Below are 21,200 nucleotides of genomic sequence, written 5' to 3' on the forward strand. Positions count from 1 at the left end.
TTCTACCCCAGAGCGGTAGAAAGACAATCAGGCAAGACCCATTGCGATTTTGGCCACTTTCCGCTTCACCGGACTTAACCGGTTAAACGTGGACATTCCCGCATTGCGCAACCAGCGCACGACAGGATTGTGCTGATCAAACAAGCGAACAAAACCTTCCATTGCGCCCGCAACGACCAGATTGTCAGTTTTACGCCGACGCTGATAACGCGCTAGCACCAGCGTAGACCCAAGATCTAGACCTTTGCTGGCAGCTCGGCCCAACTCTTCGGCCAGCACAGAAACATCAGCAAAACCCAAATTAATACCCTGTCCGGCTAAAGGATGAATGGTATGCGCAGCATCGCCCACCAGCACACAACGCTTGGCTTGATAGTTCATTGCGTGGCGTTGCCGTAGAGGAACGCAAATCCGCTGAGATACCCCCGTGATTGCACCCAGTTGGATTTCGCTTTTGTGCGCCAGCGCGTCCATAAAATCAGCGTCCTCAAGCTGCATCAGGCGCTCGGCCTCGCGCTCGTGCGCAGACCAAACAAGGGATACAAATTGATCGCTGGGATGACTCAAGGGCAGAAAGGCGAGCGGACCCGTGCGCAGAAACCACTGCCGCGCCACGTGCTCATGCATGCACTCTGTCCGAAGGGTGGCCACAATCGCTGACTGACCGTAAGGCCACTCGACGACATCAACACCCATGTATTGCCGAATAATCGAAAGTGCACCATCAGCACCAACTAACAGCTGTGCTGACCAAGTTTGCCCCGACTTTAACTCAATGCGCGCCTCGGACTCGGTTGTGTCAATCGCGTTAATCTCTTGCTGCATCAACGTTCGCACGCGACTTTGTTTCAGCTTGTCATGCAAAGCGGCCAGTAACACAGAGTTTTCGACGATGGCTCCTAGCTCACTCACTTGCAGCTCGGCGGCATCAAATTGCACAAAGCCTGTGCCCTCGCCGTCCCACACCTGCATCGATCGGTACGCTTGGCGACGGACCGACGGTAAATCTAGGCCCTGTTCACCTAAGAACTGCCATGAATTTGCCGCCACGGCACTGACTCGAGCGTCGAAGTCGTACACGGTTTGGGGCTGTTCATGTTGCACTTCGGCCCACGAACCCCGTTCGACAATCACCACATCAAGGCCCTGCCTATCTAAGGCCAGTGCGAGACTCGCTCCTGCTAATCCGCCACCAACGATCACAACATCACATTGACTAGACATAGTCGCCCTCACCAACAGCGCCCGCGGCAATCGCAGTAAATCGCTGCTTCACTGTCGGTATCAGATCCATGAAACCCAGGGCAAAATTGCGTACGGCACCCACCGCCCCTGTGTACTGAAATAGCTCGGGCAATAAATCACTGGCGTTCACGGTACGCCACTGATCCAGAGCTCGGCGCTGTGCATAGGGCGACAGAGCCGCGCTAGAAAAATCCTGGCTGCTCACGCACTGTGTTAGTACCTCGGTCAGACTGCGAATATCCCGCACGGATAAATTAAACCCCTGACCAGCTACCGGGTGAAGGGTGTGCGCCGCATTTCCTAACACCACAATACCCGCCCGAACTTGCTCAATACGATGCATCATTTGCAGCGGATACACGTGGCGCTCACCCACCTGTTCGATACGGCCCAATCGATACCCAAATTGCGCCTCTAAACTTTTGCAGAATTGCCGATCAGTCAGGCTCATAAGCTCGTCGATTCGATCTTTAGGTGCGGTCCAGACCAGCGCGCTGCGATTTAAGTCGCCCGCGTTGTTTAGGGGCAACATCGCCATGGGCCCCTGTTCGCTAAAACGCTCATAAGCGCAGTGACCATGGTGCTCTGCGGTGGCGACGTTGGCAATAATCGCACTGTGAGCGTAGGCCTTCGATTCGCGGAGCATGCCCAGACGCTGCGCCAAAGCAGATTGGCCACCGTCGGCAATAATCAGACAATCTAACAACTGTGCTTTACCGTCGGCATCGAATACTTCTACGCCGCGGGCTTTGGGCTGAATGGTCGCCACCTCGCTGGGGGCATGCACCCTGACTCGGCTATCTTTGAGTTGTTGGGAAAGTGTTTCGCCCAAAACCCGATTCTCGATGACGCCGCCTAATTGCGGCCAGTTGACCTGCTGCGCGGTCAATACTGTCGATCCCATCCTTCCCTTATTCGAGACATGAATGGACCGGATAGGACACGCTTGCTGGGACACATCCAGCAGACCCAAACTGTCCATATAGCGCAGAGTGTCAAAGCTTAAAGCCGTGGAGCGATCATCAAAAGATGGCTGGGACAACGGGCGATCAAAGTCTATCGACGCTACATCAAAAACATGAATAGCACAGCTTGCTCCGAACGACCTATCGAAAGCCAACGCGGCCAGCAAACCCACCATGCCGCCGCCGACAATACCTACATTATGCCTTATCGATTCATCCACAGCTCGATCTCTTCAACCGTTTTAGGCGCTTGTTCAGTCAGCACCTCAGGGCCTCGTTCACTAATCAATACGTCGTCTTCAATTCGAATACCGATACCGCGCCAACGCTCGTGCACCAAAGCGTTATCAGAGGCGATGTAAATACCAGGTTCTACCGTTGTTACCATACCAGCCAACAAATCACGCCAGCGACCCTCTCTCTGATAATCGCCGACATCGTGCACATCAAGCCCCAGCCAGTGCCCAACACGATGCATGTAAAAGGCTTGGTATGCTTTGGTGTCTATCAGGTCATTCAGGGTTCCCCGCAAGATACCCAAATCCAGCAGACCCTCGGTAATAATACGCACGCTAGCGTCATGACTTGCCTGCCAAGGCAGCCCCACTTGGAGCTGCTCGATCGCAGCCTTCTGGGCCAGTAACACGATCTCGTACACAGCTTTCTGCTCGGGGCTAAAACGCCCGTTCACGGGGAAGGTACGGGTGACATCGGCAGCATACATCTGATACTCGCACCCCGCATCGATCAGCACTAACTCTCCGTCACACATACGGCGGCTGTTTTTGTCGTAGTGCAAGGTACACGCGTTTGGACCGCTTCCAACAATGGGCGCATAAGCCTGTTCGCGTGCCCCATGACGAGCAAACACATACTGTAACTCCGCTTCCAACTGGTATTCATAAACACCCGGGGCCGCCGCTCGCATCGCCGCCTGATGGCCAGCAACTGTAATATCAGCCGCCTTACGCATGACCTCAAGCTCCGCAGCATCTTTAATTAAGCGGTGCTCATGCAACAGGCGATGCAAATCGATCAAATCGCCCGGGGCCAAACTTAAGCTCGAGGCGTGCTGACGCAAATGTGCCAAAATACCCAGCACCCGCTGATCAAAATCAGGACGCAAACCCACCGAGTAGTACACATGCTCACGCCCTTCCATTAAGCCAGGCAAGATGTCATCGATGTCATCCAAAGGGAAGGCGTCGTCGAAGCCGTAGTCACTGACCGCGCGCTCAGGGCCAACTTGCTCGCCCTCCCATAGGGCGGTTTTAGGGTCGGGCTCGGCGCAAAACAAGATCGCCTCACCGTGCGGACGCCCGGGGACCAATACGATCAGCGCGTCGGGCTCATTAAAACCACTGAGGTACCAAAAATCACTGTCCTGCCTGAAGCGAAAATGCGTATCACGACTTCGTATTTTTTGCGAAGCAGCCGGCACCAAAGCTACCGCATTGTCGACCATGTCGGTCATTAAGCGCTGTCGACGGGCTGCGTGATTTTTAAAAGAAGAACGCATGACTTGGATTAGTGCCAGATACGCTCGTGCTCATCTTCCAACGAGAGCTCATCGTCGTCGAGCGCGTAGGTGGAATACAAATTCAAAACCACCACGCGAACGTATTCTAACAACTCAAAAAAATCATTCTCTTGCTCATCGAAATCATCGAACCCACTCACCTCGACTCGCGCAATTTGGGCTAAGTCTCTGAGAATCTCTGCCGACTCGGTAGTCACCTGATCCGATTGTGTAACCCCTGCCGCAAAGCCTTTTAAGAAACCCTCGCACCACAGCGCTAAACCCTCTGATCGCAGCTCCAACTCATCATCATCGTCCGGCACGAGGGGCGAAAACCCGTAGTCAGGATCGCATAAGGCCCGCAAACTCGCTGCGGCTGCCTGTTCTGTGGCGACCATCAAATCACCAGTGATGGACTCTTTTAGCGCGTGCCCCATGGCCGCTAGCAAGTCGTCCGACCGAAGCCCGGACACCAGCAAACCCACCACGCAACCGTGCCACTCTGAGGGTGACAAATCGACCCCTTCCATCAAAAACAAATCGGCTACCTGATCAAAGTCACTCGCCAGGACTTCGTCACTTTCTATCCACATAAAAAACTTCCTTATCGCAACACGCCACGGCTCGCGTTGACCTAAATCGATGTCCCTACTATAGTAACCGAGAATTCATCGGTATACCGCAAATGCCTGCACATAAACCCGAAGCCCTAGAGCAAAAGATCGACCAACTCATTGCGTTGTGCAAAGAGCTTAACGCCGAAAACCAAATGCTGCTGGAACAACGCAACAGTTGGTATCGTGAGCGTCAAATGCTGGTCGAGCAAAACCAAGCCGTAAAAAATAAAGTCTCTACGGTGCTGGCTAAATTACAAGCCATGGAGCGTAGCGCGTGAATAAACCTTCCGGTGTCACGATTAACCTGCTGGATAAGCAATATCAAATTGCCTGCCCAGATGAGGAGCGCGAAGACTTAACGCTATCGGCGCGCTACCTTGACCAGCAAATGCGCAATATCAAGGCATCGGGCAAGGTCGTCGGCCTGGACCGTATTGCGATCATGGCGGCCTTAAATATCAGTCATGAATTGCTCAAGCTCAGTCGCGAACACAAAGCGTCATTGGAGCAAGCGCAGGACCCCGTAGACTCCGCGTCATCAGCAAAACTGTGCGAAAAAATCGAAGAAGCTCTGTATGAGCTACGTCAACTAAAGATTAGTTAATTCGAGGCATTGCGCCCCTGAATACGCTATACTAAGCGCGGATTCCTGGCATATTCGCCAGATATTTGTGTCCGCGAGCCGATATCAGCAAATCAGGGGCAAGCTCGCAGCGTCGGTGTGCACGTCCGCTCGACGGAAAGCCTAAAGCACTGCAGTAAGTCCCGCCTTGAACCGTTGGGTTCAAGGGCGCCCTTATCAGCGGTATGTTGGGAGTCCTTTTCACCCCTCGACCTTTTATGTCCACGTTCTATGGTCTGTCGCGTTAAGCACAGATACACTCACAGATCGTAGCAACACAGTAATCCGCCACCTGCGCACGTTCTGCCTGGAGGCGATAGTGCACGACTAGCTCGAACTCGATGAAATATGAACAACCAAGAAACTATCGCTCAGCACAAGCAGAACTTACGCCTTGAACTCAAGCAACGACGCCGGTCTGTCACGCCTGCCCAGAGAGATCGAGCAGCTGAGCAAATAGCGAAGTCCGCCTTGGCCCTAGCGAGCAACAGCAAACGCATCGGTCTTTATTACGCACTGCCCAACGAAGCGCCCACTCGGCCTTTAGCTCAGGCGCTGTGGAAAATCGGCAAACACGTCTACCTTCCACGTATCCACAACGATCGCCACTTACACTTTTTTTTGTGGGAGCAAGACACTGTTCTAGAATCCGGCAAGCTTGGCATACCCACACCAACAAGCAACAACACTGAAATTGCCGCTGAGAATCTCGATCTAATATTCATACCGCTGCTGGGGTTTGATCAATCGGGGCATCGCTTAGGCATGGGCGGCGGGTACTACGACACCACGCTATCTCGCACTGCGCAACCAATTAAGATCGGGCTAGCGTTTGAGTGTCAAGAGGTCGAACAAGTCCCTGTCGAGGAGCACGACATTCGCCTAGACCTCTTGATTACTGAATCGCGCGTGTTGCGCTTTCAATAATCTCTACTCTGAATAGACACCTGCTTGCAGGGGTGTCTCGGGGTTACGCGCCTCGGTCTTTCCGGCAAACATAGGTCCCACCACCGACACCAAAGCCCCCAACACAAAGCATACAGCAAGCACCACTAACGCATCTGGTTTACGTTTCACGACTTAGCCCATTGTTTCTTACGGCGCTCCTCTGCGGGGGCGCTCGCTTCTAATACTGTGAATATTTCACAAATGAAAGGAAAAGCTAGCACTACCAATAAGTATTGGCAAGTGCTGAGGCTTAAAAATTTAAATGCTTAACAAAGACATCCCATCAAGATGCCGCTTGCTCGGTGCTGGCCAGAAATTGCTGGTAAGCCGTATTGTTTGTCTCGTTCCAGAATCGATAGCCTAGGCGATTAAACGCTTCTTCTAATAGCGGCTCGTCTTTCTTACCCGCCTGAAAACCTACCAGCACACGCCCGTACGCGGCACCGTGATTTCGATAGTGGAACAAGCTGATGTTCCAACGATGTCCGAGTACCGATAAGAATTTGGCCAAAGCACCGGGGCGCTCGGGGAATTCAAAGCGGTAGACGAGTTCTTGACCTGCCTTGAGCGGCACATGCCCACCCACCATAAAACGGACATGCAGCTTCGCCATTTCATTATCGGTAAGATCTTCCACCTGATAATCGGACTCACGCAAAGAGCTTAACAAGCGTTCCAAATCATCACCGGCGGGGTTCACACTTAAGCCCACAAAAACTCGCGCTTTTGCTGCATCTGCGTAGCGGTAGTTAAACTCTGTGATATTCCGCTTACCGATCGCCTGACAAAAGGTTTTAAAGGCACCGGGTCGCTCGGGAATGACGGCACTGAGCACCGCCTCACGCTTTTCACCGATCTCGGTGCGCTCTGAAATGTAACGTAAGCGATCAAAATTGGTATTAGCCCCGCTGACGATAGTCAAAAGGGTTTTATCTTCCAACTCTTCCTGCTCGATGTACTTTTTTAGCCCCGCCAACGCCAAGGCACCGGCCGGCTCCGCAATACTGCGCGTATCTTCAAAAATATCTTTGATGGCGGCACACATTTCGTCGCTGCTGACCGTAATAACACCATCTATCAAATCTTTAATGACCCGAAAAGTTTCTTTGCCAATTTGCGCCACCGCGCACCCCTCGGCAAACAGACCGACTTCTTTTAAGGTTCCACGCCGCCCCGTGCGCATCGCCAAATCCAAACAGGCAGCATCGTCAGGCTCAACCCCAAAAACTTTGGTTTGCGGCCAGATGTACTTGATGTAGGCGGCCACGCCAGCGAGTAAGCCACCGCCACCCACCGGTACAAAAATGGCATCGGGCGCCTCGCCCAACTGACGCACAATTTCCACGCCGACAGTGCCTTGCCCAGCAATGACGTCGGGGTCGTCATAGGGCGGTATGTAAACCAAGCCCTGGGTCTCAACCAGCTTTTTGGCGTAGGCCGCAGCCTCTTCAAAGGTATCGCCATGCAGTACTGTTTTAGCGCCGCGCCCTCTTACCGCCTCGACTTTAATCAGAGGCGTTGTTTTAGGCATAACAATGGTAGCTTTTACCTTCATGGTCGCCGCTGCCAGGGCTAGACCCTGCGCATGGTTGCCTGCAGAGGCCGCCACCACACCACGACTTAGCTCCTGCTTAGAGAGCTTAGACATTTTGTTGTAGGCACCGCGACATTTGAACGAGAACACTGGCTGCATGTCTTCGCGTTTGAGTAAAATACGATTGCCAAAGCGCTGCGATAACAATCGCGCATCGTCGATGGGCGTTTCACGTGCGACATCGTAAACACGCGCGTTTAAGATGCGTTTTATGTATGATTGCGGCATGGTAGCGTTGGCTTAGTCAAATCAGCGAGTACCATACCAAATTGTGCCTCAAGTTTCAGCAGATTACCGTCGATGAATGCAGGCAGATACTCGATACGAACAGCAGAGATAAACCAATGAGCAAAACGCAAGACGAACTGAAACGGGAAGTGGCCCAGGCGGCATTGGATTTTATTGCTCCGCATCTCACGCCAGCCAGTATGCTCGGCATTGGCACGGGATCGACGGCCAATGAGTTCATTAACTTGCTGGGCACGAGCGGCTTGCCATTCTCTGGAACCGTTGCCTCGTCGGAAGCATCAGCCCAACGCCTGCGCGACTTTGGCATTCCAGTCCTGGACCTCAGCTTAGTCGACAGCCTGCAGTTCTACATCGACGGGGCCGATGAAGCTAACGGTGCCTTGGAACTGATCAAAGGTGGCGGTGCAGCGCTAACACGCGAGAAAATTGTGGCTGCAGCGAGCGAGTTTTTTGTTTGCATTGCCGACGAGTCAAAAGAAGTGGCGACGCTTGGCAAATTCCCGCTCCCTATCGAGGTGATACCAATGGCGGAGAACATCGTCATCAACGCCCTTCGCGCGATGGGCGGACGCCCAGAAGTGCGCGAGGGCGTTATAACCGACAATCGCAATATCATCATTGACGTCCACGATTTTATGATCGCAGATCCAAAAGCGACCGAAACAGCCATTAATCAAATTACTGGCGTGGTATGTAACGGCCTATTCGCTCATCGAGGTGCCGACTTGTTGCTTTTAAGCGGACAGACAGGCGTACGAAGCCTTAGAGCCTAAACATGGATCCAATTACCGCCTTTGTTACGCTCGCGCTAGTGATGGACCCTTTGGGCAACGTTCCCTTGTTTCTATCAGTATTGAAGGACGTACCACAAGAACGTCGCTTTAAAGTCATTCTGCGTGAACTCGTTATTGCATTGGCGGTGATGCTGCTGTTCCTGTTCGCCGGCGAAAAGGTGCTTAACCTGCTCGGCTTACAACAAGAGGCCATCGCAATTGCTGGTGCGATTATTCTATTTTTAATTGCGATACGCATGATCTTTCCCTCGCCTCACGGCATCATGGGCGAAACCCCAGAGGGTGAGCCGTTCATTGTACCTCTCGCAATCCCCGCCATTGCAGGCCCATCAGTACTTGCGATCGCCATGCTGCTGGTCAGCAACGACCCCGCTCGCATGGTTGAGTGGACGATCGCCCTGATCTGCGCGTGGCTCGCGACTTCGGTCGTGCTGCTAGCCTCACCCTTATTACTGCGAGCACTGGGCAATCGCGGCCTGATCGCCAGCGAACGCCTGATGGGGATGGTCTTGGTGATTATTGCCGTACAGATGTTTTTTGACGGTGTGGGCAAGTTTTTACATTTGAACTAGATTGACCCCAGCGAGCCGGCGCCATTAAAACGCCAAGCTGAAGGTAACGGGCCCATCGTTGACAAGAGCAACCTGCATGTCGGCGCCGAATCGCCCCGTCTGCACGTCCAAACCAGAACCCAGCATACAGCCAACAAAATAGTCGAACATTACATTGGCTTCAGAGGGCGGCATAGCACTGGAAAAGCTGGGACGAAGACCTTTACGAGTGTCGGCAGCGAGCGTGAATTGCGACACCAGCAACAGGCTTCCACTGACATCGCGCACCGACCTATTCATGCGCCCCTCGCCATCGGCAAAAACGCGATAGGCGAGCAGTCGTTCTGCCGCGCGCTCGCACAGCTGTCTGGTATCGTCTTTTTCTAAACCGACAAAAACTAAGAGTCCTTGCTCGATGGCGGCAACTCGGTCACCGCCAACATCTACCGATGCACTTTTCACTCGCTGCAAAAGTAATTGCATAGAATCACCGAGTCACTTGCCTTGCCCACCCCCGCCGCGAAGCAGGGGCTCGTCGCTTTAGGCTGCGCGCGAAGCGCGCTTGCGCTCGTGCTCAACCAGCAGCTTTTTGCGCAACCGAATAGCACTCGGAGTGACCTCAACCAGCTCGTCATCTTCGATAAACTCGAGCGCTTGCTCTAAGGTGTGACGAATCGGTGGCGTCAGCAGCAGGTTTTCATCGGTACCGGCAGCACGGATATTCGTCAGCTGCTTTGCTTTCGTTGGGTTAACGGTTAGATCGTTAGAACGACTGTGCAAACCGATGATCTGGCCCTCATACACCTCAATGTTCGGATCGATAAATAAGCGACCGCGGTCCTGCAGGGTGAATAAAGAGTAGGCTAAGGTTTTACCTTTCACCATGGATATCAGAACACCATTAACACGCCTAGCGATTTCTGTATGTTTAACAGGTGCATAGTGATCAAAGATGTGCGTCATAATCCCACCACCCGACGTGAGCGTCAGGAAGAGCGAGCGAAAACCGATCAAACCGCGTGCGGGCACCATAAACTCTAAGCGCACTCGACCATTGCCGTCTGGCACCATATTCTCGAGCTCGGCTCGACGATTGCCCAACTCTTCCATGATGGCGCCCTGATGCTGGTCTTCACAATCAATGACCAACTGCTCGTAAGGCTCTTGCATCACACCGTCGATTTCTTTGCGGATAACTTCCGGACGCGAAACACCCAACTCAAAGCCTTCGCGACGCATCGACTCAATCAACACAGACAAGTGCAATTCACCTCGGCCGGACACAATAAATTTATCAGGCGAATCGCCCTGCACGACACGCAGCGCCACATTATGTATCAATTCACGCTCCAGGCGCTCTTTAATGTTTCGCGACGTCACGTACTTGCCGTCTTTACCCGCAAAGGGCGAGTCATTTACCTGAAACGTCATGCTCACCGTTGGCTCATCGACCGACAGCGCAGGCAGAGCTTCGATGTGCGCTTGGTCGCACAAGGTATCTGAAATATTCAAGCCATCGATCCCCGTGATACAAACGATGTCACCGGCCTCAGCTTGGTCAACTTCGACACGCTCTAAACCGTGAAAGCCCATTACCTGAAGGATTTTTGCGTTGCGCTTGTTGCCTTCTCGATCGACCACAGCCACCGGGGTATTGGGCTTTAATTTGCCGCGAGTGATGCGACCCACGCCGATAACACCCACGTAGCTCGAGTAGTCCAGCGCTGAAATTTGCATCTGCAGAGGGGAGGTAGCATCAACTTCGGGCTCGGGCACACGCTTGATAATTTCGTTGAACAAGGGCGTCATGTCGTCGGCCATCTCATTGGGATCTAAACCCGCAATCCCCTGAATCGCCGAGGTGTAAACGATCGGAAAATCCAATTGTGTCTCGTTAGCACCCAGACGATCGAACAAATCAAACACCTGATCAATGACCCAGTCTGGTCGAGCACCGGGGCGATCAATTTTGTTCACCACAACAATGGGGTTTAATCCACGTTCGAAGGCTTTAGAGGTCACAAAGCGCGTTTGTGGCATTGGTCCATCGACAGCATCGACCAATAACAATACCGAATCGACCATCGACAATACACGCTCTACCTCGCCACCGAAGTCAGCGTGTCCCGGCGTATCCACGATATTGATACGATAATCGGACCAACGAATCGCCGTGTTTTTCGCCAAAATGGTGATACCGCGCTCACGTTCTTGGTCGTTACTGTCCATAACACGCTCAGCGCCATCTGAACGGCGATCAAGCGTGCCCGATTGCTGTAACAAACAATCCACTAAGGTTGTTTTACCATGGTCAACGTGCGCGATGATCGCGATATTGCGGAGCTGTCTAGTCAAGGGGGTTTACCTCAGTAGGATGGGCTAGGCCAAAAATGGCGCGCAGTATACAGCAGGCCGAGAATGCAAGCTACGGCAGTATTACCGTTACATATCCACATCCCCAGCCCAAAAGATCTGCCTCCCGCTACGCTACTCACCCTCAGAAAGCCTGTCGCGGCCACTAGTGCACCATATTGGCACTTACGCGCACCAATATGGCGCAAAAACCTCGTTTAGATCCATCCGATTTAGCTTCAAACCCACAAAAACAGTGCGAAATCGCCGAAATCGGTGCACAATCAACATGGCACACATATTGCTTTTAGGTTGTTAGCGATTTTGGACCAAGGACCACCATTAGGGGACGCCTGAGGTTCACACAACCGCAAACAGGCAAAAGCCCGCAATCAACGGAGGAATTACAATGTCAGAGCATACTCTGGATCTTATCAAAAGCAGCGAAGCACGCTGGGTGGACTTACGCTTTACCGACACCAAGGGTAAAGAACAACACGTAACCATTCCTGCGTCGGAAGTAGACGAAGACTTTTTCGAAGAAGGCAAAATGTTCGATGGCTCATCGATCGCCGGCTGGAAAGGCATCAACGAATCAGACATGATCTTAATGCCCGATGACGCGGCGTCTGTGTTAGACCCGTTCACCGACGATGCGACCGTTATCGTTCGCTGCAACATCATCGAACCTACCACGATGCAGGGTTACGATCGCGACCCTCGCTCGATTGCACAACGCGCAGAAGACTACCTGAAAACAACGGGTATCGGTGACACCGCATTCTTCGGCCCAGAGCCAGAATTCTTCGTGTTTGACGACATCAAATGGCACGCTGACATCAGCGGTGCAGGCTATACCATCAACTCCGAAGAAGCTGCGTGGGCATCAAACCTGCACTACGATGGCGGCAACACAGGCCACCGTCCTGGCGTGAAAGGCGGTTACTTCCCCGTACCACCAGTCGATTCGCTGCATGAGTTACGCGCAGCCATGTGTATCGCCATGGAAGAAATGGGCCTACCCATTGAAGTACATCACCACGAAGTGGGCACCGCGGGTCAGTGTGAGATCGGCGTCAAGTTCAACACCCTGGTGAAAAAAGCTGACGAAGTTCAAATTCTAAAGTACTGCGTACTCAACGTAGCGCACGGCTTTGGCAAAACAGCGACCTTTATGCCCAAACCACTGGTTGGCGACAACGGCTCAGGCATGCACGTTCACCAGTCTATCAGCAAAGACGGCGTTAACATGTTCGCTGGCGACGGCTACGCAGGACTGTCTGACACTGCGCTGTACTACATCGGCGGTATCATCAAGCACGCTCGTGCCCTGAACGCCTTTACGAACGCGTCTACCAACAGCTACAAGCGTTTGGTACCAGGCTTCGAAGCTCCTGTTATGTTGGCTTACTCAGCCCGTAACCGCTCCGCGTCAATCCGTATTCCTTACGAGCCAAGCCCCAAAGGCAAGCGCGTAGAGGTGCGATTCCCTGACCCAACAGCTAACCCATACTTGGCTTTCGCAGCGATGCTGATGGCAGGTATTGATGGCATCAAGAACAAGATCCACCCTGGCGACGCCGCTGACAAAGATCTTTACGATCTGCCAGCAGAAGAAGCCTTGGCGATTCCAACCGTATGTTCTTCGCTGCAACAAGCGCTTGAGTCACTGGACGCAGACCGCGCATTCTTAACCGAAGGTGGCGTATTCTCTGACGACATGATCGATGCTTACATCGACCTGAAAATGGAAGAAGTCACCCGCTTGAACATGACGACTCACCCCGTTGAGTTCGACATGTACTACTCTTGCTAAGCGACACCACTCAAGCACAAAGCCCGCCACTGGCGGGCTTTTTTATTGCTGACACAAACGATTCGCTCTGCTAGTCTGGATATCCTTAGGAAACACTCGGTTTTTAAATGCGAATTGCTCTGTTGTTTTTGATGCTAACGCTCTCTAGCTTCGCACAGGGGCAGACCCGAATTTACAAAGTGGTGGATGCAAATGGCAACATTACATTCACCGATAAGCCGCCCATAAGCACCCAAGAAAAGTCGAGCGCCGTAGAACTCAATCAGATCAATATCAGTGCACCGCCACCGGAGCGTGCGCGCAACACCAGCATCGACAACAGCAAGCCTGAAGCCAATATCGACTACGACATCACCATCACCAGCCCGCCAGACAGCACGACCATTCCCATGGGACCGGGCAACTTCTCACTCAGCGCCTCGGTTAGCCCTGCGCTGGAATATGGCGATAAATTGCAACTTATCCTCAACGGTGAGCCTTACGGCAGGCCTCAAAGCACCAGTACTTGGGGCCTAACAAATGTGCTTCGTGGCGCTCACGACCTGTCGATTCAGGCGGTGAGCGACTCAGGTAAAGTACTCTCGCAATCACGCCCTGTTCGCGTCTATGTACTGAGACCCTCCAAACTCTATCGCAACTAGCGCACCAAATTGGTGCAATTAAGTTTAGGCTGTGCTCAAATAGGGCGCAGCGCTCGACAAAATACCCGTTACACTCGCGATTTTTGTCCCAAATGGCGTTGTTTTGGCTCTCGATCAGCACCAAAAGTTGGCGTCATTCTTGCTAGATGTTAGCGAATAATTCGCGTTTTCTGGCAGATCATGGTCTGCCGATAAAATGGAAGGCACTCATGGCCCCAATAGATACAATCGATAGCTTAAGCACCGGTGTAATAACACTGGATAGCGAGTTGTGTATTTGTGCCATGAACTCCGCTAGCGAGGCCATGCTCTCCACCTCGAAAGCCCGCTTGGCGGGTACTCATTTTATCGACCTAGTGAAGAATGCAGACGACGTGGTACCTCAAATACGCGCTGCCATTGAAGCCCATACGCCCATCACACAACGCAGCGTTACGCTACAAAATAATGGCAACGAGCCCGTCACAGCTGATTTGACGATAACCCCATCAAGACCCGATCGTGATGGCAGTCTGCTAATTGAGCTGCACCCCGTCGATCGGATCATGCGCATCAGCCGAGGACAAAATCTCCTGCAGACCACTGAAACGACGCACCAAATCGTCCGTGGACTGGCTCATGAGGTAAAAAACCCACTGGGCGGTATCCGCGGAGCGGCACAATTGTTAGCCCGCGAACTCGAAGATCCCGATCAACTGGAATATACCCAGATTATTATTCGGGAGGCCGATCGTCTAAGAGCCTTGGTCGATCGTCTGCTTGGCCCGAATAAACCCGTAGACCGACTCCCTTTAAATGTGCACGAAGTGCTCGAGCACGTGCGACGCCTGCTCGAAGTCGAGAGCGACCAGAAGGTCAGGATCGAGCGCGATTATGACCCAAGCCTCCCGGATATCGTTGGAGACCGCGCTCAGCTGATTCAAGCCATCCTGAATATCGCGTTAAACGCTATTCAAGCCAACGACGGTGAGCACGAGTGCCTGATTACTCTGCGCTCTCGCGTACTGCGTCAGTTTACGATTGGCGCAATCCGCCACCGCTTAGTGTGTAAAATCGATATCGAAGACAACGGCCCGGGCATCGACGAAGCACTGATGGGATTAATCTTTCTGCCCATGGTCACCGGCCGCGCGGAAGGCACAGGCCTGGGCTTGTCGATATCGCAAAGTATTATCAATCGCCATGGCGGTCTGCTCGAGTGTCAGAGCGAACCCGGCAAAACCCTATTCTCACTATACCTTCCCTTGGAGCTAGATCATGAGTGATACCTCAAATGTGTGGGTCGTAGATGACGACGATTCGATCCGCTGGGTACTAGAACGCGCTCTCACCCAGGCGGGGATAAAATGCCGGTGCTTCGAAGAAGCCGACAGCCTGCTGGCAGAGATCAAATACGAACAACCCGACGCCATTATCAGTGACATTCGAATGCCGGGAACCGACGGGCTCGCCATGCTCGACGAGCTACACGCGAGCCTTCCAGAACTCCCTATCATCATCACCACAGCGCATTCGGACCTCGAAAGTGCCGTCGCCTCGTATCAGCAAGGTGCTTTCGAATATTTACCCAAACCCTTTGATATCGACGATGTCATTGCCATCACCGAGCGCGCCATCTCACATCGCCGCAAAACGTTAAAGACCTCGGAGGCAAAAGAGGAAGCGCTTCCTACCACCGAGATCATCGGTGAGGCGCCCGCAATGCAGGAGGTGTTTCGTGCGATCGGACGCTTAGCGCACAGCAATATTACGGTGTTGATCAACGGCGAATCGGGTACAGGTAAAGAGCTTGTCGCTCGAGCATTACATCGCCATTCACCTCGTGCCAGCGCGCCATTTATCGCACTTAATATGGCTGCGATACCTCGCGACCTTATGGAGTCAGAGTTATTCGGCCACGAAAAAGGGGCTTTTACCGGTGCCGCTCAAAAACGTGAGGGCCGTTTTGAACAAGCCAACGGTGGCACCCTGTTCCTCGACGAGATTGGCGATATGCCAGCCGAAACCCAAACACGGCTACTTCGAGTACTTGCCGACGGTGAGTTCTATCGAGTGGGCGGGCACGTCGCGGTAAAATCCGATGTTCGAATTATCGCTGCAACCCATCAGAATCTTGAAGAACTGGTGCGCAAAGGCGATTTCCGCGAGGATTTATTTCACCGCTTAAATGTCATTCGAATTCATATTCCACGCTTAGCTGAGCGACGCGAAGATATTCCAAAATTGATGCAGTACTTCTTTCAGCGCGCTGCCGAGGAATTGGGTGGCGAGAAAAAAGTTCTGCTGCCTGAAACCGAAAAATACCTGTGCACACTTGACTGGCCTGGCAACGTACGCCAGTTAGAAAACACCTGCCGATGGATCACCGTTATGGCATCAGGCCGGGAAATCCATATTGACGATCTCCCTCAGGAATTACGCGAACCCACTGTCCACGAGGCGATCGATTCGCCCTCAGATTGGGGTGGACAGCTCCGCGAGTGGGTCAGCACCCAGCTAGCGTCGGGGCGACAGCATATTCTGGACGAGGCAACACCGCGATTCGAGCGCATCGTCATTGAAGCGGCCCTAAACTACACCGGCGGCCGCAAACGCGACGCGGCAGAACTGCTAGGCTGGGGCCGCAACACGCTAACGCGCAAAATGAAGGAATTGGAACTATCCAGCCGGAGCTAAGCGTCTTACACTAGCGCCATGTTTCACGTTGTTTTATTTGAACCCGAAATCCCGCCCAACACAGGCAACATTATGCGCCTGTGTGCCAACACGGGCTGCGAACTGCATCTGGTTGAACCGTTGGGGTTTAGCCTCGACGAAAAACGCCTCCGTCGTGCGGGCATGGATTATCGCGACATCAGCGTGGTAACCAGCCATCGCAACTGGGAAGAGTGCCTACACGCTATTCGCGTAAAAAGCCCGAGCACACGTGTTTTCGCCTGCACGACGAAGGGCTCTCAGGCTCACACAAAGGCCGTTTTTCAGTCTGGCGACATTATTTTAATGGGCCCTGAAACTCGAGGCTTACCCATAAATATCATCGAATCTACCCCGGCCGAATATCGTATTCGTATTCCGATGGCGCCTGAATCAAGAAGTTTGAATTTATCGAACGCCACCGCAGTGATTCTGTACGAAGCACTGCGGCAGACAGGGTTTGAGGGATTGAGCTAAAACCCTAGTGAGTAGCTTCGCCTTGCTCAGCAGCTTGCGATTGAGCTTGAGCCTGTGCTAAAGCCTGCTGATACAGCGCATCAAAATTTACTGGCGCCAGCATCAACGCTGGGAACCCGCCTTTAACCACCATCGTATCGATGCTTTCACGCGCGTAAGGGAACAAGATATTCGGCGCTGCCGTGCCTAACAAGCGACGCAGGGTCTCACCTTCAAAGCCTTTGATAAAGAAGATACCGGCTTGCTGAACTTCGACTAGAAAAGCCGTTTCTTCCTCGATTTTAGCCGTGACCGTAATGGTAAGAACCACTTCAAAGTTGCCCTCTTCATCGATTTTGTCGCTCTTGGTGTTCAGATCGATGTTGATTTTGGGCTGCCACTGCTGACGAAACACACCGGGCGTTGCTGGCGACTCGAAAGAGACGTCTTTGGTGTAGATGCGCTGCATCACGAATTGTTGTTCTGGCGCCTGTGCTGCACCTGCTTCTGCTGTAGTTTGCTCGTCGGCCATGTAGCCGTCCTCCATTTATGGTTAGTTAAAAAATGTATCGAGTTTACCGGCACGCTCGAGCGCAGCCATGTCATCGTAACCGCCGATGTGAGTGGATCCAATCCAAATTTGTGGGACCGAGGTGCGCCCCGCTTTACGCGTCATTTCCTGACGCAGCTGCGGATCGCCATCGACCGCTATTTCTTTGTAACGAATGTTTTTCGCATTGAGTAAATGCTTGGCGCGAATGCAGTAGGGGCAAAATCGCGTGGTGTAAATAACGACTTCTGGCGTCATGACTTGGTGACCACTGGCAATTGCAACGCGTCCCACTCCATCATCCCGCCTTTCATCTTGTAGACGTCGCTGAAACCGGCGTCCAATAACTGCTTGCTGGCGCCTGATGCTGTTTGCCCCATGCGACACACAACAATCACAGGCTTCTCTTTGTAAGCTTCAAGCTCGCCCACTCGCGAACCCAACTTGGCATTGGGGATATGGACACTATCGGCGATGTGGCCTTTTTTGTAATCTGCAGCTTCGCGAATATCCAAAAATACGCCGCCGTGACTATTCACGCGAGCGATCGATTGCTGTGGCGTTAGGGCGGGCGCACCACGCGACAACTCGTGACGAATAAACATCACAATCAACACCGCCAGCGCAGCAAATAAGATCCACTGCTGTCCAACGAACTGCAAAAATAAACTTGTGTTCATGAGCTACCCATTCAGAGGCTGAAGCTTGCCCGTGTAGATTTACCAGCTAAGCGGCGCAGTATACAGGCTCAAGCGGCGTCTCACCAGCGCTCGGAACCCGCAAGGGTGCCCAAAAACGCAAATCCCGATTCGACACCAGCCCTACTCGGCGAAGTCCGCTTCCGTTACAATACTCAAGTAGCAAACACCCAGCGCCAAACTCTCGGAGACCCCTACTCGTGCCCGACAAAACACCTACCCTACTGATTATTCTTGATGGCTTCGGTCACCGCGAAGCAAAAGAAGACAACGCCATCGCAAACGCCAGTACGCCAACATGGGATCGCCTGTGGTCGCAGCGCCCCCATTCGCTTATTTCTGGCTCAGGTCTAGACGTCGGGCTACCCGACGGGCAAATGGGAAATTCTGAGGTGGGCCATATGAGTCTTGGCGCAGGACGAATTATTTACCAGCAAATCACGCGCATCGACAAAGCCATCGAAGACGGTGAATTCTTCAACAACCCCGCGCTATGCCAAGCAATTGACAGCGCCCAGGCGAACTCCGGGGCGGTGCATATTTTTGGACTTTTGTCGCCAGGCGGGGTCCACAGCCATGAAAACCACATCATCGCCGCCATGAAACTGGCGGCCCAGCGGGGTGCAACCAAAATTTATTTGCACGCCTTCCTCGATGGCAGAGATACGCCACCACGCAGCGCTAAAGCATCCCTAAAAGCCGTGGAAGCCGCATTCACGGAACTGGGCAAGGGACAAGTGGCAAGTGTCGTGGGACGTTATTATGCAATGGATCGAGATCAGCGCTGGGATCGAGTCGAACAAGCCTACACCTTGATTACCGAGGGCAAAGGTAAATACACGGCAAGTTCCTCACTCGAGGCTCTGGAGCAAGCCTACCGACGCGATGAGAATGATGAGTTTGTCGCGCCCACCGCAATTTCCGCCGGCGAACCCATTCGAGTCGAAGACGGCGACAGCATCATTTTTATGAACTTTCGTGCGGATCGCGCCCGCGAAATCACCCAATGTTTTGTCGACCCTGACTTCAATGGATTCGAGCGCCAGCGGCCGCTTAAGCTGGCTAATTTCACCTCGGCAACCGAGTACGCCAAGTCGTTACCAACTGAAATTGCTTTTCCCAGCGAGAGCCTCAGCAACGTGCTAGGTGCCTATCTCGCTGACCTAGGCAAAACTCAACTACGCATCGCCGAAACTGAAAAATACGCCCACGTCACTTTCTTTTTTAGCGGCGGCCAAGAGACTCTGTTCGACGGCGAAAAGCGCGAGCTAATCCCGTCTCCTGATGTCGCGACTTATGACCTACAACCCGAGATGAGCGCCCCAGAAGTCACCGCCAAACTCTGTGAAGCTATTCGATCAAAACAATTCGATTTGATCGTCTGTAACTACGCCAACGGCGATATGGTGGGACACACCGGGAATTATCAAGCAGCTATTAAAGCGGTCGAGGCGCTTGACCAATCGCTGGCGCAAGTAGAACAAGCCCTGGCCGAGGTAGGAGGACAAGCACTCATTACTGCCGATCACGGCAACTGCGAGCAAATGCTCGACTACGACAGTGGGCAGTTACACACCCAACACACCACGGAGCACGTACCGCTTGTCTACATCGGCCCAAAAAATATCAAGTTCAAACAAACTGAGGGGCGCTTGGCCGATATTGCACCGTCGTTATTGCACCTTATGGAACTCGATATTCCCGCGGAAATGACCGGACAGTGTTTGATTGAAAACGCCTAGAGCTATCTTTATACGCTTGCTCCTATGCTGCGCGTTATGCGCTGCAACGGCAAGCGGCGGCCAGGCGCAAACAGAAGACCGAGAACAAGCGAGCGCAGAGCTGCAACAAGTCAGCGATAAGATCAACCAGGTCGACGCGCAACTCAAACGCAATGCAGCGCAAATTAGTCGTTATCAGACCGAGATTGAGTCAAGCGAACGCGCTATTTTTAGTACTCGCAGAAAAATTGCCGACGAACGGCTGACGCTCACGCGACTAGATACCGAACTGTTAAAGCTAGAAGCTGAAGAGCAAGTTGCACGCAATGAACTCGCATCCGAAGCGCAGCGCATTAAAACGCTGCTCAGAGCGCTGTTCGCCAATCGGGACAGCGACACTCTGAAGCTGCTGTTGTCGCAGGACAATCCCGCCAATTTGGCCCGCAACTTAGCGTTTCATGCCCGCGTACTCAAACAGCAAAACATTCAAATTGACGCACTGATGTTGCTGCTCGCGAAACTCGACCAAACACAGAAAGAGTTAGCGCAAAATCGTCAAGATCGCGAGCGCACACTGACAGCCCTAGAGAGCGAAGAGCAAAACTTGAGCCGGCAACAGCAAGAGCGCACACAACAGGTCGCCGCACTGCAGCAAATGACGCAGTCACTACAAGTGCAAAAACAGCAGCTCGAGCAAGACCAAGCCAGGCTGCAAAATCTAATCGACGAATTGGACACTCTGGCACTGACCAATGAGACTATACAAATCGCCCCCTTCGCCGATCAAAAAGGCAAATTACAATGGCCCACAGAGGCCAAGGTAAGTACCCGGTTTAATAGCAAACGAAACACCAATGTGCGCTGGCAAGGCATGCGATTTAGCAATATTGCCGATGATCCAATCAGGCCCATTTATCACGGAAGAGTCGTTTTCGCCGACTGGCTGCGCGGCTATGGCCTGCTCGTCATTATTGACCACGGCGAGAATTACATGAGCCTGTATGCACACAATAACAGTATTTCGGTCGAGGAAGGTCAGTGGGTAGATCCCAGCACCGTCATTGCCTCGGCGGGTAACACTGGCGGCCAGGAAGAGCCCGGCCTATACTTCGAAGTACGCCATCAAGGTGAACCGCAAAACCCAGCGCACTGGTGCCGCTGAAATAAG

23 protein-coding genes and 1 other RNA gene are annotated in these 21,200 nt (G+C 52.9%); 13 read left to right on the forward strand and 11 right to left on the reverse strand.

Features of this window, described 5'->3' with window-relative positions; genetic code table 11:
- Nucleotides 1-27: 27 nt before the first annotated feature.
- The 4 genes from EYZ66_RS12295 to EYZ66_RS12310 are packed head-to-tail and all read right to left on the reverse strand — an operon-like array spanning nucleotide 28 to nucleotide 4,322.
- Nucleotides 28-1,224 carry an FAD-dependent oxidoreductase gene (locus tag EYZ66_RS12295; protein ID WP_009576003.1) on the reverse strand — a complete coding sequence of 399 codons (1,197 nt, stop codon included), beginning with the start codon at nucleotides 1,222-1,224 and terminating at the stop codon, nucleotides 28-30.
- Complete coding sequence (locus tag EYZ66_RS12300) at nucleotides 1,217-2,431, reverse strand: FAD-dependent monooxygenase (RefSeq protein WP_009576004.1); 1,215 nt, start codon at nucleotides 2,429-2,431, stop codon at nucleotides 1,217-1,219. The genes EYZ66_RS12295 and EYZ66_RS12300 overlap by 8 nt, the downstream gene beginning before the upstream one ends.
- On the reverse strand, nucleotides 2,416-3,729 hold the full coding sequence (locus tag EYZ66_RS12305; protein ID WP_009576005.1) for an aminopeptidase P N-terminal domain-containing protein: 1,314 nt from the start codon (nucleotides 3,727-3,729) through the stop codon (nucleotides 2,416-2,418). The genes EYZ66_RS12300 and EYZ66_RS12305 overlap by 16 nt, the downstream gene beginning before the upstream one ends.
- An 8-nt stretch (nucleotides 3,730-3,737) precedes the next feature.
- Nucleotides 3,738-4,322: a UPF0149 family protein gene (locus EYZ66_RS12310; protein WP_009576006.1), complete on the reverse strand. Its 585-nt coding sequence runs from the start codon at nucleotides 4,320-4,322 to the stop codon at nucleotides 3,738-3,740.
- Nucleotides 4,323-4,414: 92 nt separating this feature from the next.
- On the opposite strand from EYZ66_RS12310, the gene EYZ66_RS12315 reads away from it, so the two are divergent.
- From EYZ66_RS12315 to EYZ66_RS12330, 4 genes are all read left to right on the forward strand, one after another.
- Nucleotides 4,415-4,624, forward strand: coding sequence for a hypothetical protein (locus EYZ66_RS12315; RefSeq protein ID WP_009576007.1), 210 nt, complete (start codon nucleotides 4,415-4,417; stop codon nucleotides 4,622-4,624).
- On the forward strand, nucleotides 4,621-4,950 hold the full coding sequence (locus EYZ66_RS12320; RefSeq protein ID WP_009576008.1) for a cell division protein ZapA: 330 nt from the start codon (nucleotides 4,621-4,623) through the stop codon (nucleotides 4,948-4,950). The genes EYZ66_RS12315 and EYZ66_RS12320 overlap by 4 nt, the downstream gene beginning before the upstream one ends.
- A gap of 39 nt (nucleotides 4,951-4,989) precedes the next feature.
- A non-coding RNA gene (gene ssrS / locus EYZ66_RS12325) (6S RNA) lies at nucleotides 4,990-5,167 on the forward strand.
- A 149-nt stretch (nucleotides 5,168-5,316) separates the two neighbouring features.
- Nucleotides 5,317-5,895, forward strand: a complete 579-nt coding sequence (locus EYZ66_RS12330) for a 5-formyltetrahydrofolate cyclo-ligase (protein WP_009575952.1) — start codon at nucleotides 5,317-5,319, stop codon at nucleotides 5,893-5,895.
- 3 nt (nucleotides 5,896-5,898) lie between these two features.
- Here EYZ66_RS12330 and EYZ66_RS12335 read toward each other — a convergent pair whose 3' ends face one another.
- A complete protein-coding gene (locus EYZ66_RS12335) occupies nucleotides 5,899-6,045 on the reverse strand; it encodes a hypothetical protein (RefSeq protein ID WP_158027005.1) in 147 nt (48 codons plus the stop codon).
- A 154-nt stretch (nucleotides 6,046-6,199) separates the two neighbouring features.
- On the reverse strand, nucleotides 6,200-7,738 hold the full coding sequence (gene ilvA / locus EYZ66_RS12340) for a threonine ammonia-lyase, biosynthetic (protein WP_009575950.1): 1,539 nt from the start codon (nucleotides 7,736-7,738) through the stop codon (nucleotides 6,200-6,202).
- A gap of 116 nt (nucleotides 7,739-7,854) precedes the next feature.
- Between ilvA and rpiA the strand changes: the two genes are divergently transcribed.
- The gene (gene rpiA / locus EYZ66_RS12345) at nucleotides 7,855-8,532 is read left to right on the forward strand and encodes a ribose-5-phosphate isomerase RpiA (RefSeq protein WP_009575948.1); all 678 of its coding nucleotides are present in this window, start codon (nucleotides 7,855-7,857) and stop codon (nucleotides 8,530-8,532) included.
- Nucleotides 8,533-8,534: 2 nt separating this feature from the next.
- On the forward strand, nucleotides 8,535-9,125 hold the full coding sequence (locus tag EYZ66_RS12350) for a YhgN family NAAT transporter (RefSeq protein WP_009575947.1): 591 nt from the start codon (nucleotides 8,535-8,537) through the stop codon (nucleotides 9,123-9,125).
- 24 nt (nucleotides 9,126-9,149) lie between these two features.
- Here the strand turns inward: EYZ66_RS12350 and dtd are convergent, their stop codons facing one another.
- Together dtd and typA are read right to left on the reverse strand one after the other, a co-directional pair.
- Complete coding sequence (gene dtd / locus EYZ66_RS12355; RefSeq protein ID WP_009575946.1) at nucleotides 9,150-9,587, reverse strand: D-aminoacyl-tRNA deacylase; 438 nt, start codon at nucleotides 9,585-9,587, stop codon at nucleotides 9,150-9,152.
- A gap of 57 nt (nucleotides 9,588-9,644) precedes the next feature.
- A complete protein-coding gene (gene typA, locus EYZ66_RS12360) occupies nucleotides 9,645-11,459 on the reverse strand; it encodes a translational GTPase TypA (RefSeq protein WP_009575945.1) in 1,815 nt (604 codons plus the stop codon).
- A 406-nt stretch (nucleotides 11,460-11,865) separates the two neighbouring features.
- Between typA and glnA the strand changes: the two genes are divergently transcribed.
- The 5 genes from glnA to EYZ66_RS12385 all read left to right on the forward strand — a co-directional run bounded on the left by glnA (nucleotide 11,866) and on the right by EYZ66_RS12385 (nucleotide 17,084).
- A complete protein-coding gene (glnA, locus tag EYZ66_RS12365; protein WP_009575943.1) occupies nucleotides 11,866-13,272 on the forward strand; it encodes a glutamate--ammonia ligase in 1,407 nt (468 codons plus the stop codon).
- A 107-nt stretch (nucleotides 13,273-13,379) separates the two neighbouring features.
- Nucleotides 13,380-13,913, forward strand: coding sequence for a DUF4124 domain-containing protein (locus tag EYZ66_RS12370; protein ID WP_009575942.1), 534 nt, complete (start codon nucleotides 13,380-13,382; stop codon nucleotides 13,911-13,913).
- Nucleotides 13,914-14,122: 209 nt separating this feature from the next.
- The gene (gene glnL, locus EYZ66_RS12375) at nucleotides 14,123-15,178 is read left to right on the forward strand and encodes a nitrogen regulation protein NR(II) (protein ID WP_040816747.1); all 1,056 of its coding nucleotides are present in this window, start codon (nucleotides 14,123-14,125) and stop codon (nucleotides 15,176-15,178) included.
- A complete protein-coding gene (glnG, locus tag EYZ66_RS12380) occupies nucleotides 15,171-16,589 on the forward strand; it encodes a nitrogen regulation protein NR(I) (protein ID WP_009575940.1) in 1,419 nt (472 codons plus the stop codon). The genes glnL and glnG overlap by 8 nt, the downstream gene beginning before the upstream one ends.
- A gap of 18 nt (nucleotides 16,590-16,607) precedes the next feature.
- Nucleotides 16,608-17,084, forward strand: coding sequence for a tRNA (cytidine(34)-2'-O)-methyltransferase (locus EYZ66_RS12385; RefSeq protein WP_009575939.1), 477 nt, complete (start codon nucleotides 16,608-16,610; stop codon nucleotides 17,082-17,084).
- A 4-nt stretch (nucleotides 17,085-17,088) separates the two neighbouring features.
- On the opposite strand, the gene secB is transcribed toward EYZ66_RS12385, so the two are convergent.
- The 3 genes from secB to EYZ66_RS12400 are packed head-to-tail and all read right to left on the reverse strand — an operon-like array spanning nucleotide 17,089 to nucleotide 18,293.
- Complete coding sequence (gene secB / locus EYZ66_RS12390; RefSeq protein WP_009575938.1) at nucleotides 17,089-17,595, reverse strand: protein-export chaperone SecB; 507 nt, start codon at nucleotides 17,593-17,595, stop codon at nucleotides 17,089-17,091.
- Nucleotides 17,596-17,616: 21 nt separating this feature from the next.
- Nucleotides 17,617-17,871, reverse strand: a complete 255-nt coding sequence (gene grxC, locus EYZ66_RS12395; RefSeq protein WP_040816746.1) for a glutaredoxin 3 — start codon at nucleotides 17,869-17,871, stop codon at nucleotides 17,617-17,619.
- Nucleotides 17,868-18,293 carry a rhodanese-like domain-containing protein gene (locus EYZ66_RS12400; RefSeq protein WP_009575936.1) on the reverse strand — a complete coding sequence of 142 codons (426 nt, stop codon included), beginning with the start codon at nucleotides 18,291-18,293 and terminating at the stop codon, nucleotides 17,868-17,870. Before EYZ66_RS12400 ends, grxC begins: the two co-directional genes overlap by 4 nt.
- Before the next feature lie 218 nt (nucleotides 18,294-18,511).
- Here EYZ66_RS12400 and gpmI point away from each other — a divergent pair, with 218 nt between their 5' ends.
- Both gpmI and EYZ66_RS12410 read left to right on the forward strand, forming a co-directional pair.
- A complete protein-coding gene (gpmI, locus tag EYZ66_RS12405; RefSeq protein ID WP_009575935.1) occupies nucleotides 18,512-20,053 on the forward strand; it encodes a 2,3-bisphosphoglycerate-independent phosphoglycerate mutase in 1,542 nt (513 codons plus the stop codon).
- Nucleotides 20,040-21,194 carry a murein hydrolase activator EnvC family protein gene (locus tag EYZ66_RS12410; RefSeq protein WP_040816745.1) on the forward strand — a complete coding sequence of 385 codons (1,155 nt, stop codon included), beginning with the start codon at nucleotides 20,040-20,042 and terminating at the stop codon, nucleotides 21,192-21,194. The genes gpmI and EYZ66_RS12410 overlap by 14 nt, the downstream gene beginning before the upstream one ends.
- Nucleotides 21,195-21,200 lie beyond the last annotated feature (6 nt).

Source organism: Aequoribacter fuscus (assembly GCF_009910365.1).
Lineage (GTDB): Bacteria > Pseudomonadota > Gammaproteobacteria > Pseudomonadales > Halieaceae > Aequoribacter > Aequoribacter fuscus.

What these genes read in the sequence shown, in the direction of transcription:
- EYZ66_RS12315 (WP_009576007.1), top strand. Translation starts at nt 4,415, where the DNA reads ATGCCTGCACATAAACCCGAAGCCCTAGAGCAAAAGATCGACCAACTC.
- EYZ66_RS12400 (WP_009575936.1), bottom strand. Translation starts at nt 18,293, where the DNA reads ATGAACACAAGTTTATTTTTGCAGTTCGTTGGACAGCAGTGGATCTTA.
- ilvA (WP_009575950.1), bottom strand. Translation starts at nt 7,738, where the DNA reads ATGCCGCAATCATACATAAAACGCATCTTAAACGCGCGTGTTTACGAT.
- EYZ66_RS12310 (WP_009576006.1), bottom strand. Translation starts at nt 4,322, where the DNA reads ATGTGGATAGAAAGTGACGAAGTCCTGGCGAGTGACTTTGATCAGGTA.
- EYZ66_RS12385 (WP_009575939.1), top strand. Translation starts at nt 16,608, where the DNA reads ATGTTTCACGTTGTTTTATTTGAACCCGAAATCCCGCCCAACACAGGC.
- dtd (WP_009575946.1), bottom strand. Translation starts at nt 9,587, where the DNA reads ATGCAATTACTTTTGCAGCGAGTGAAAAGTGCATCGGTAGATGTTGGC.
- EYZ66_RS12305 (WP_009576005.1), bottom strand. Translation starts at nt 3,729, where the DNA reads ATGCGTTCTTCTTTTAAAAATCACGCAGCCCGTCGACAGCGCTTAATG.
- glnG (WP_009575940.1), top strand. Translation starts at nt 15,171, where the DNA reads ATGAGTGATACCTCAAATGTGTGGGTCGTAGATGACGACGATTCGATC.
- rpiA (WP_009575948.1), top strand. Translation starts at nt 7,855, where the DNA reads ATGAGCAAAACGCAAGACGAACTGAAACGGGAAGTGGCCCAGGCGGCA.
- EYZ66_RS12295 (WP_009576003.1), bottom strand. Translation starts at nt 1,224, where the DNA reads ATGTCTAGTCAATGTGATGTTGTGATCGTTGGTGGCGGATTAGCAGGA.
- EYZ66_RS12330 (WP_009575952.1), top strand. Translation starts at nt 5,317, where the DNA reads ATGAACAACCAAGAAACTATCGCTCAGCACAAGCAGAACTTACGCCTT.
- grxC (WP_040816746.1), bottom strand. Translation starts at nt 17,871, where the DNA reads ATGACGCCAGAAGTCGTTATTTACACCACGCGATTTTGCCCCTACTGC.
- glnA (WP_009575943.1), top strand. Translation starts at nt 11,866, where the DNA reads ATGTCAGAGCATACTCTGGATCTTATCAAAAGCAGCGAAGCACGCTGG.
- EYZ66_RS12370 (WP_009575942.1), top strand. Translation starts at nt 13,380, where the DNA reads ATGCGAATTGCTCTGTTGTTTTTGATGCTAACGCTCTCTAGCTTCGCA.
- secB (WP_009575938.1), bottom strand. Translation starts at nt 17,595, where the DNA reads ATGGCCGACGAGCAAACTACAGCAGAAGCAGGTGCAGCACAGGCGCCA.
- glnL (WP_040816747.1), top strand. Translation starts at nt 14,123, where the DNA reads ATGGCCCCAATAGATACAATCGATAGCTTAAGCACCGGTGTAATAACA.
- EYZ66_RS12350 (WP_009575947.1), top strand. Translation starts at nt 8,535, where the DNA reads ATGGATCCAATTACCGCCTTTGTTACGCTCGCGCTAGTGATGGACCCT.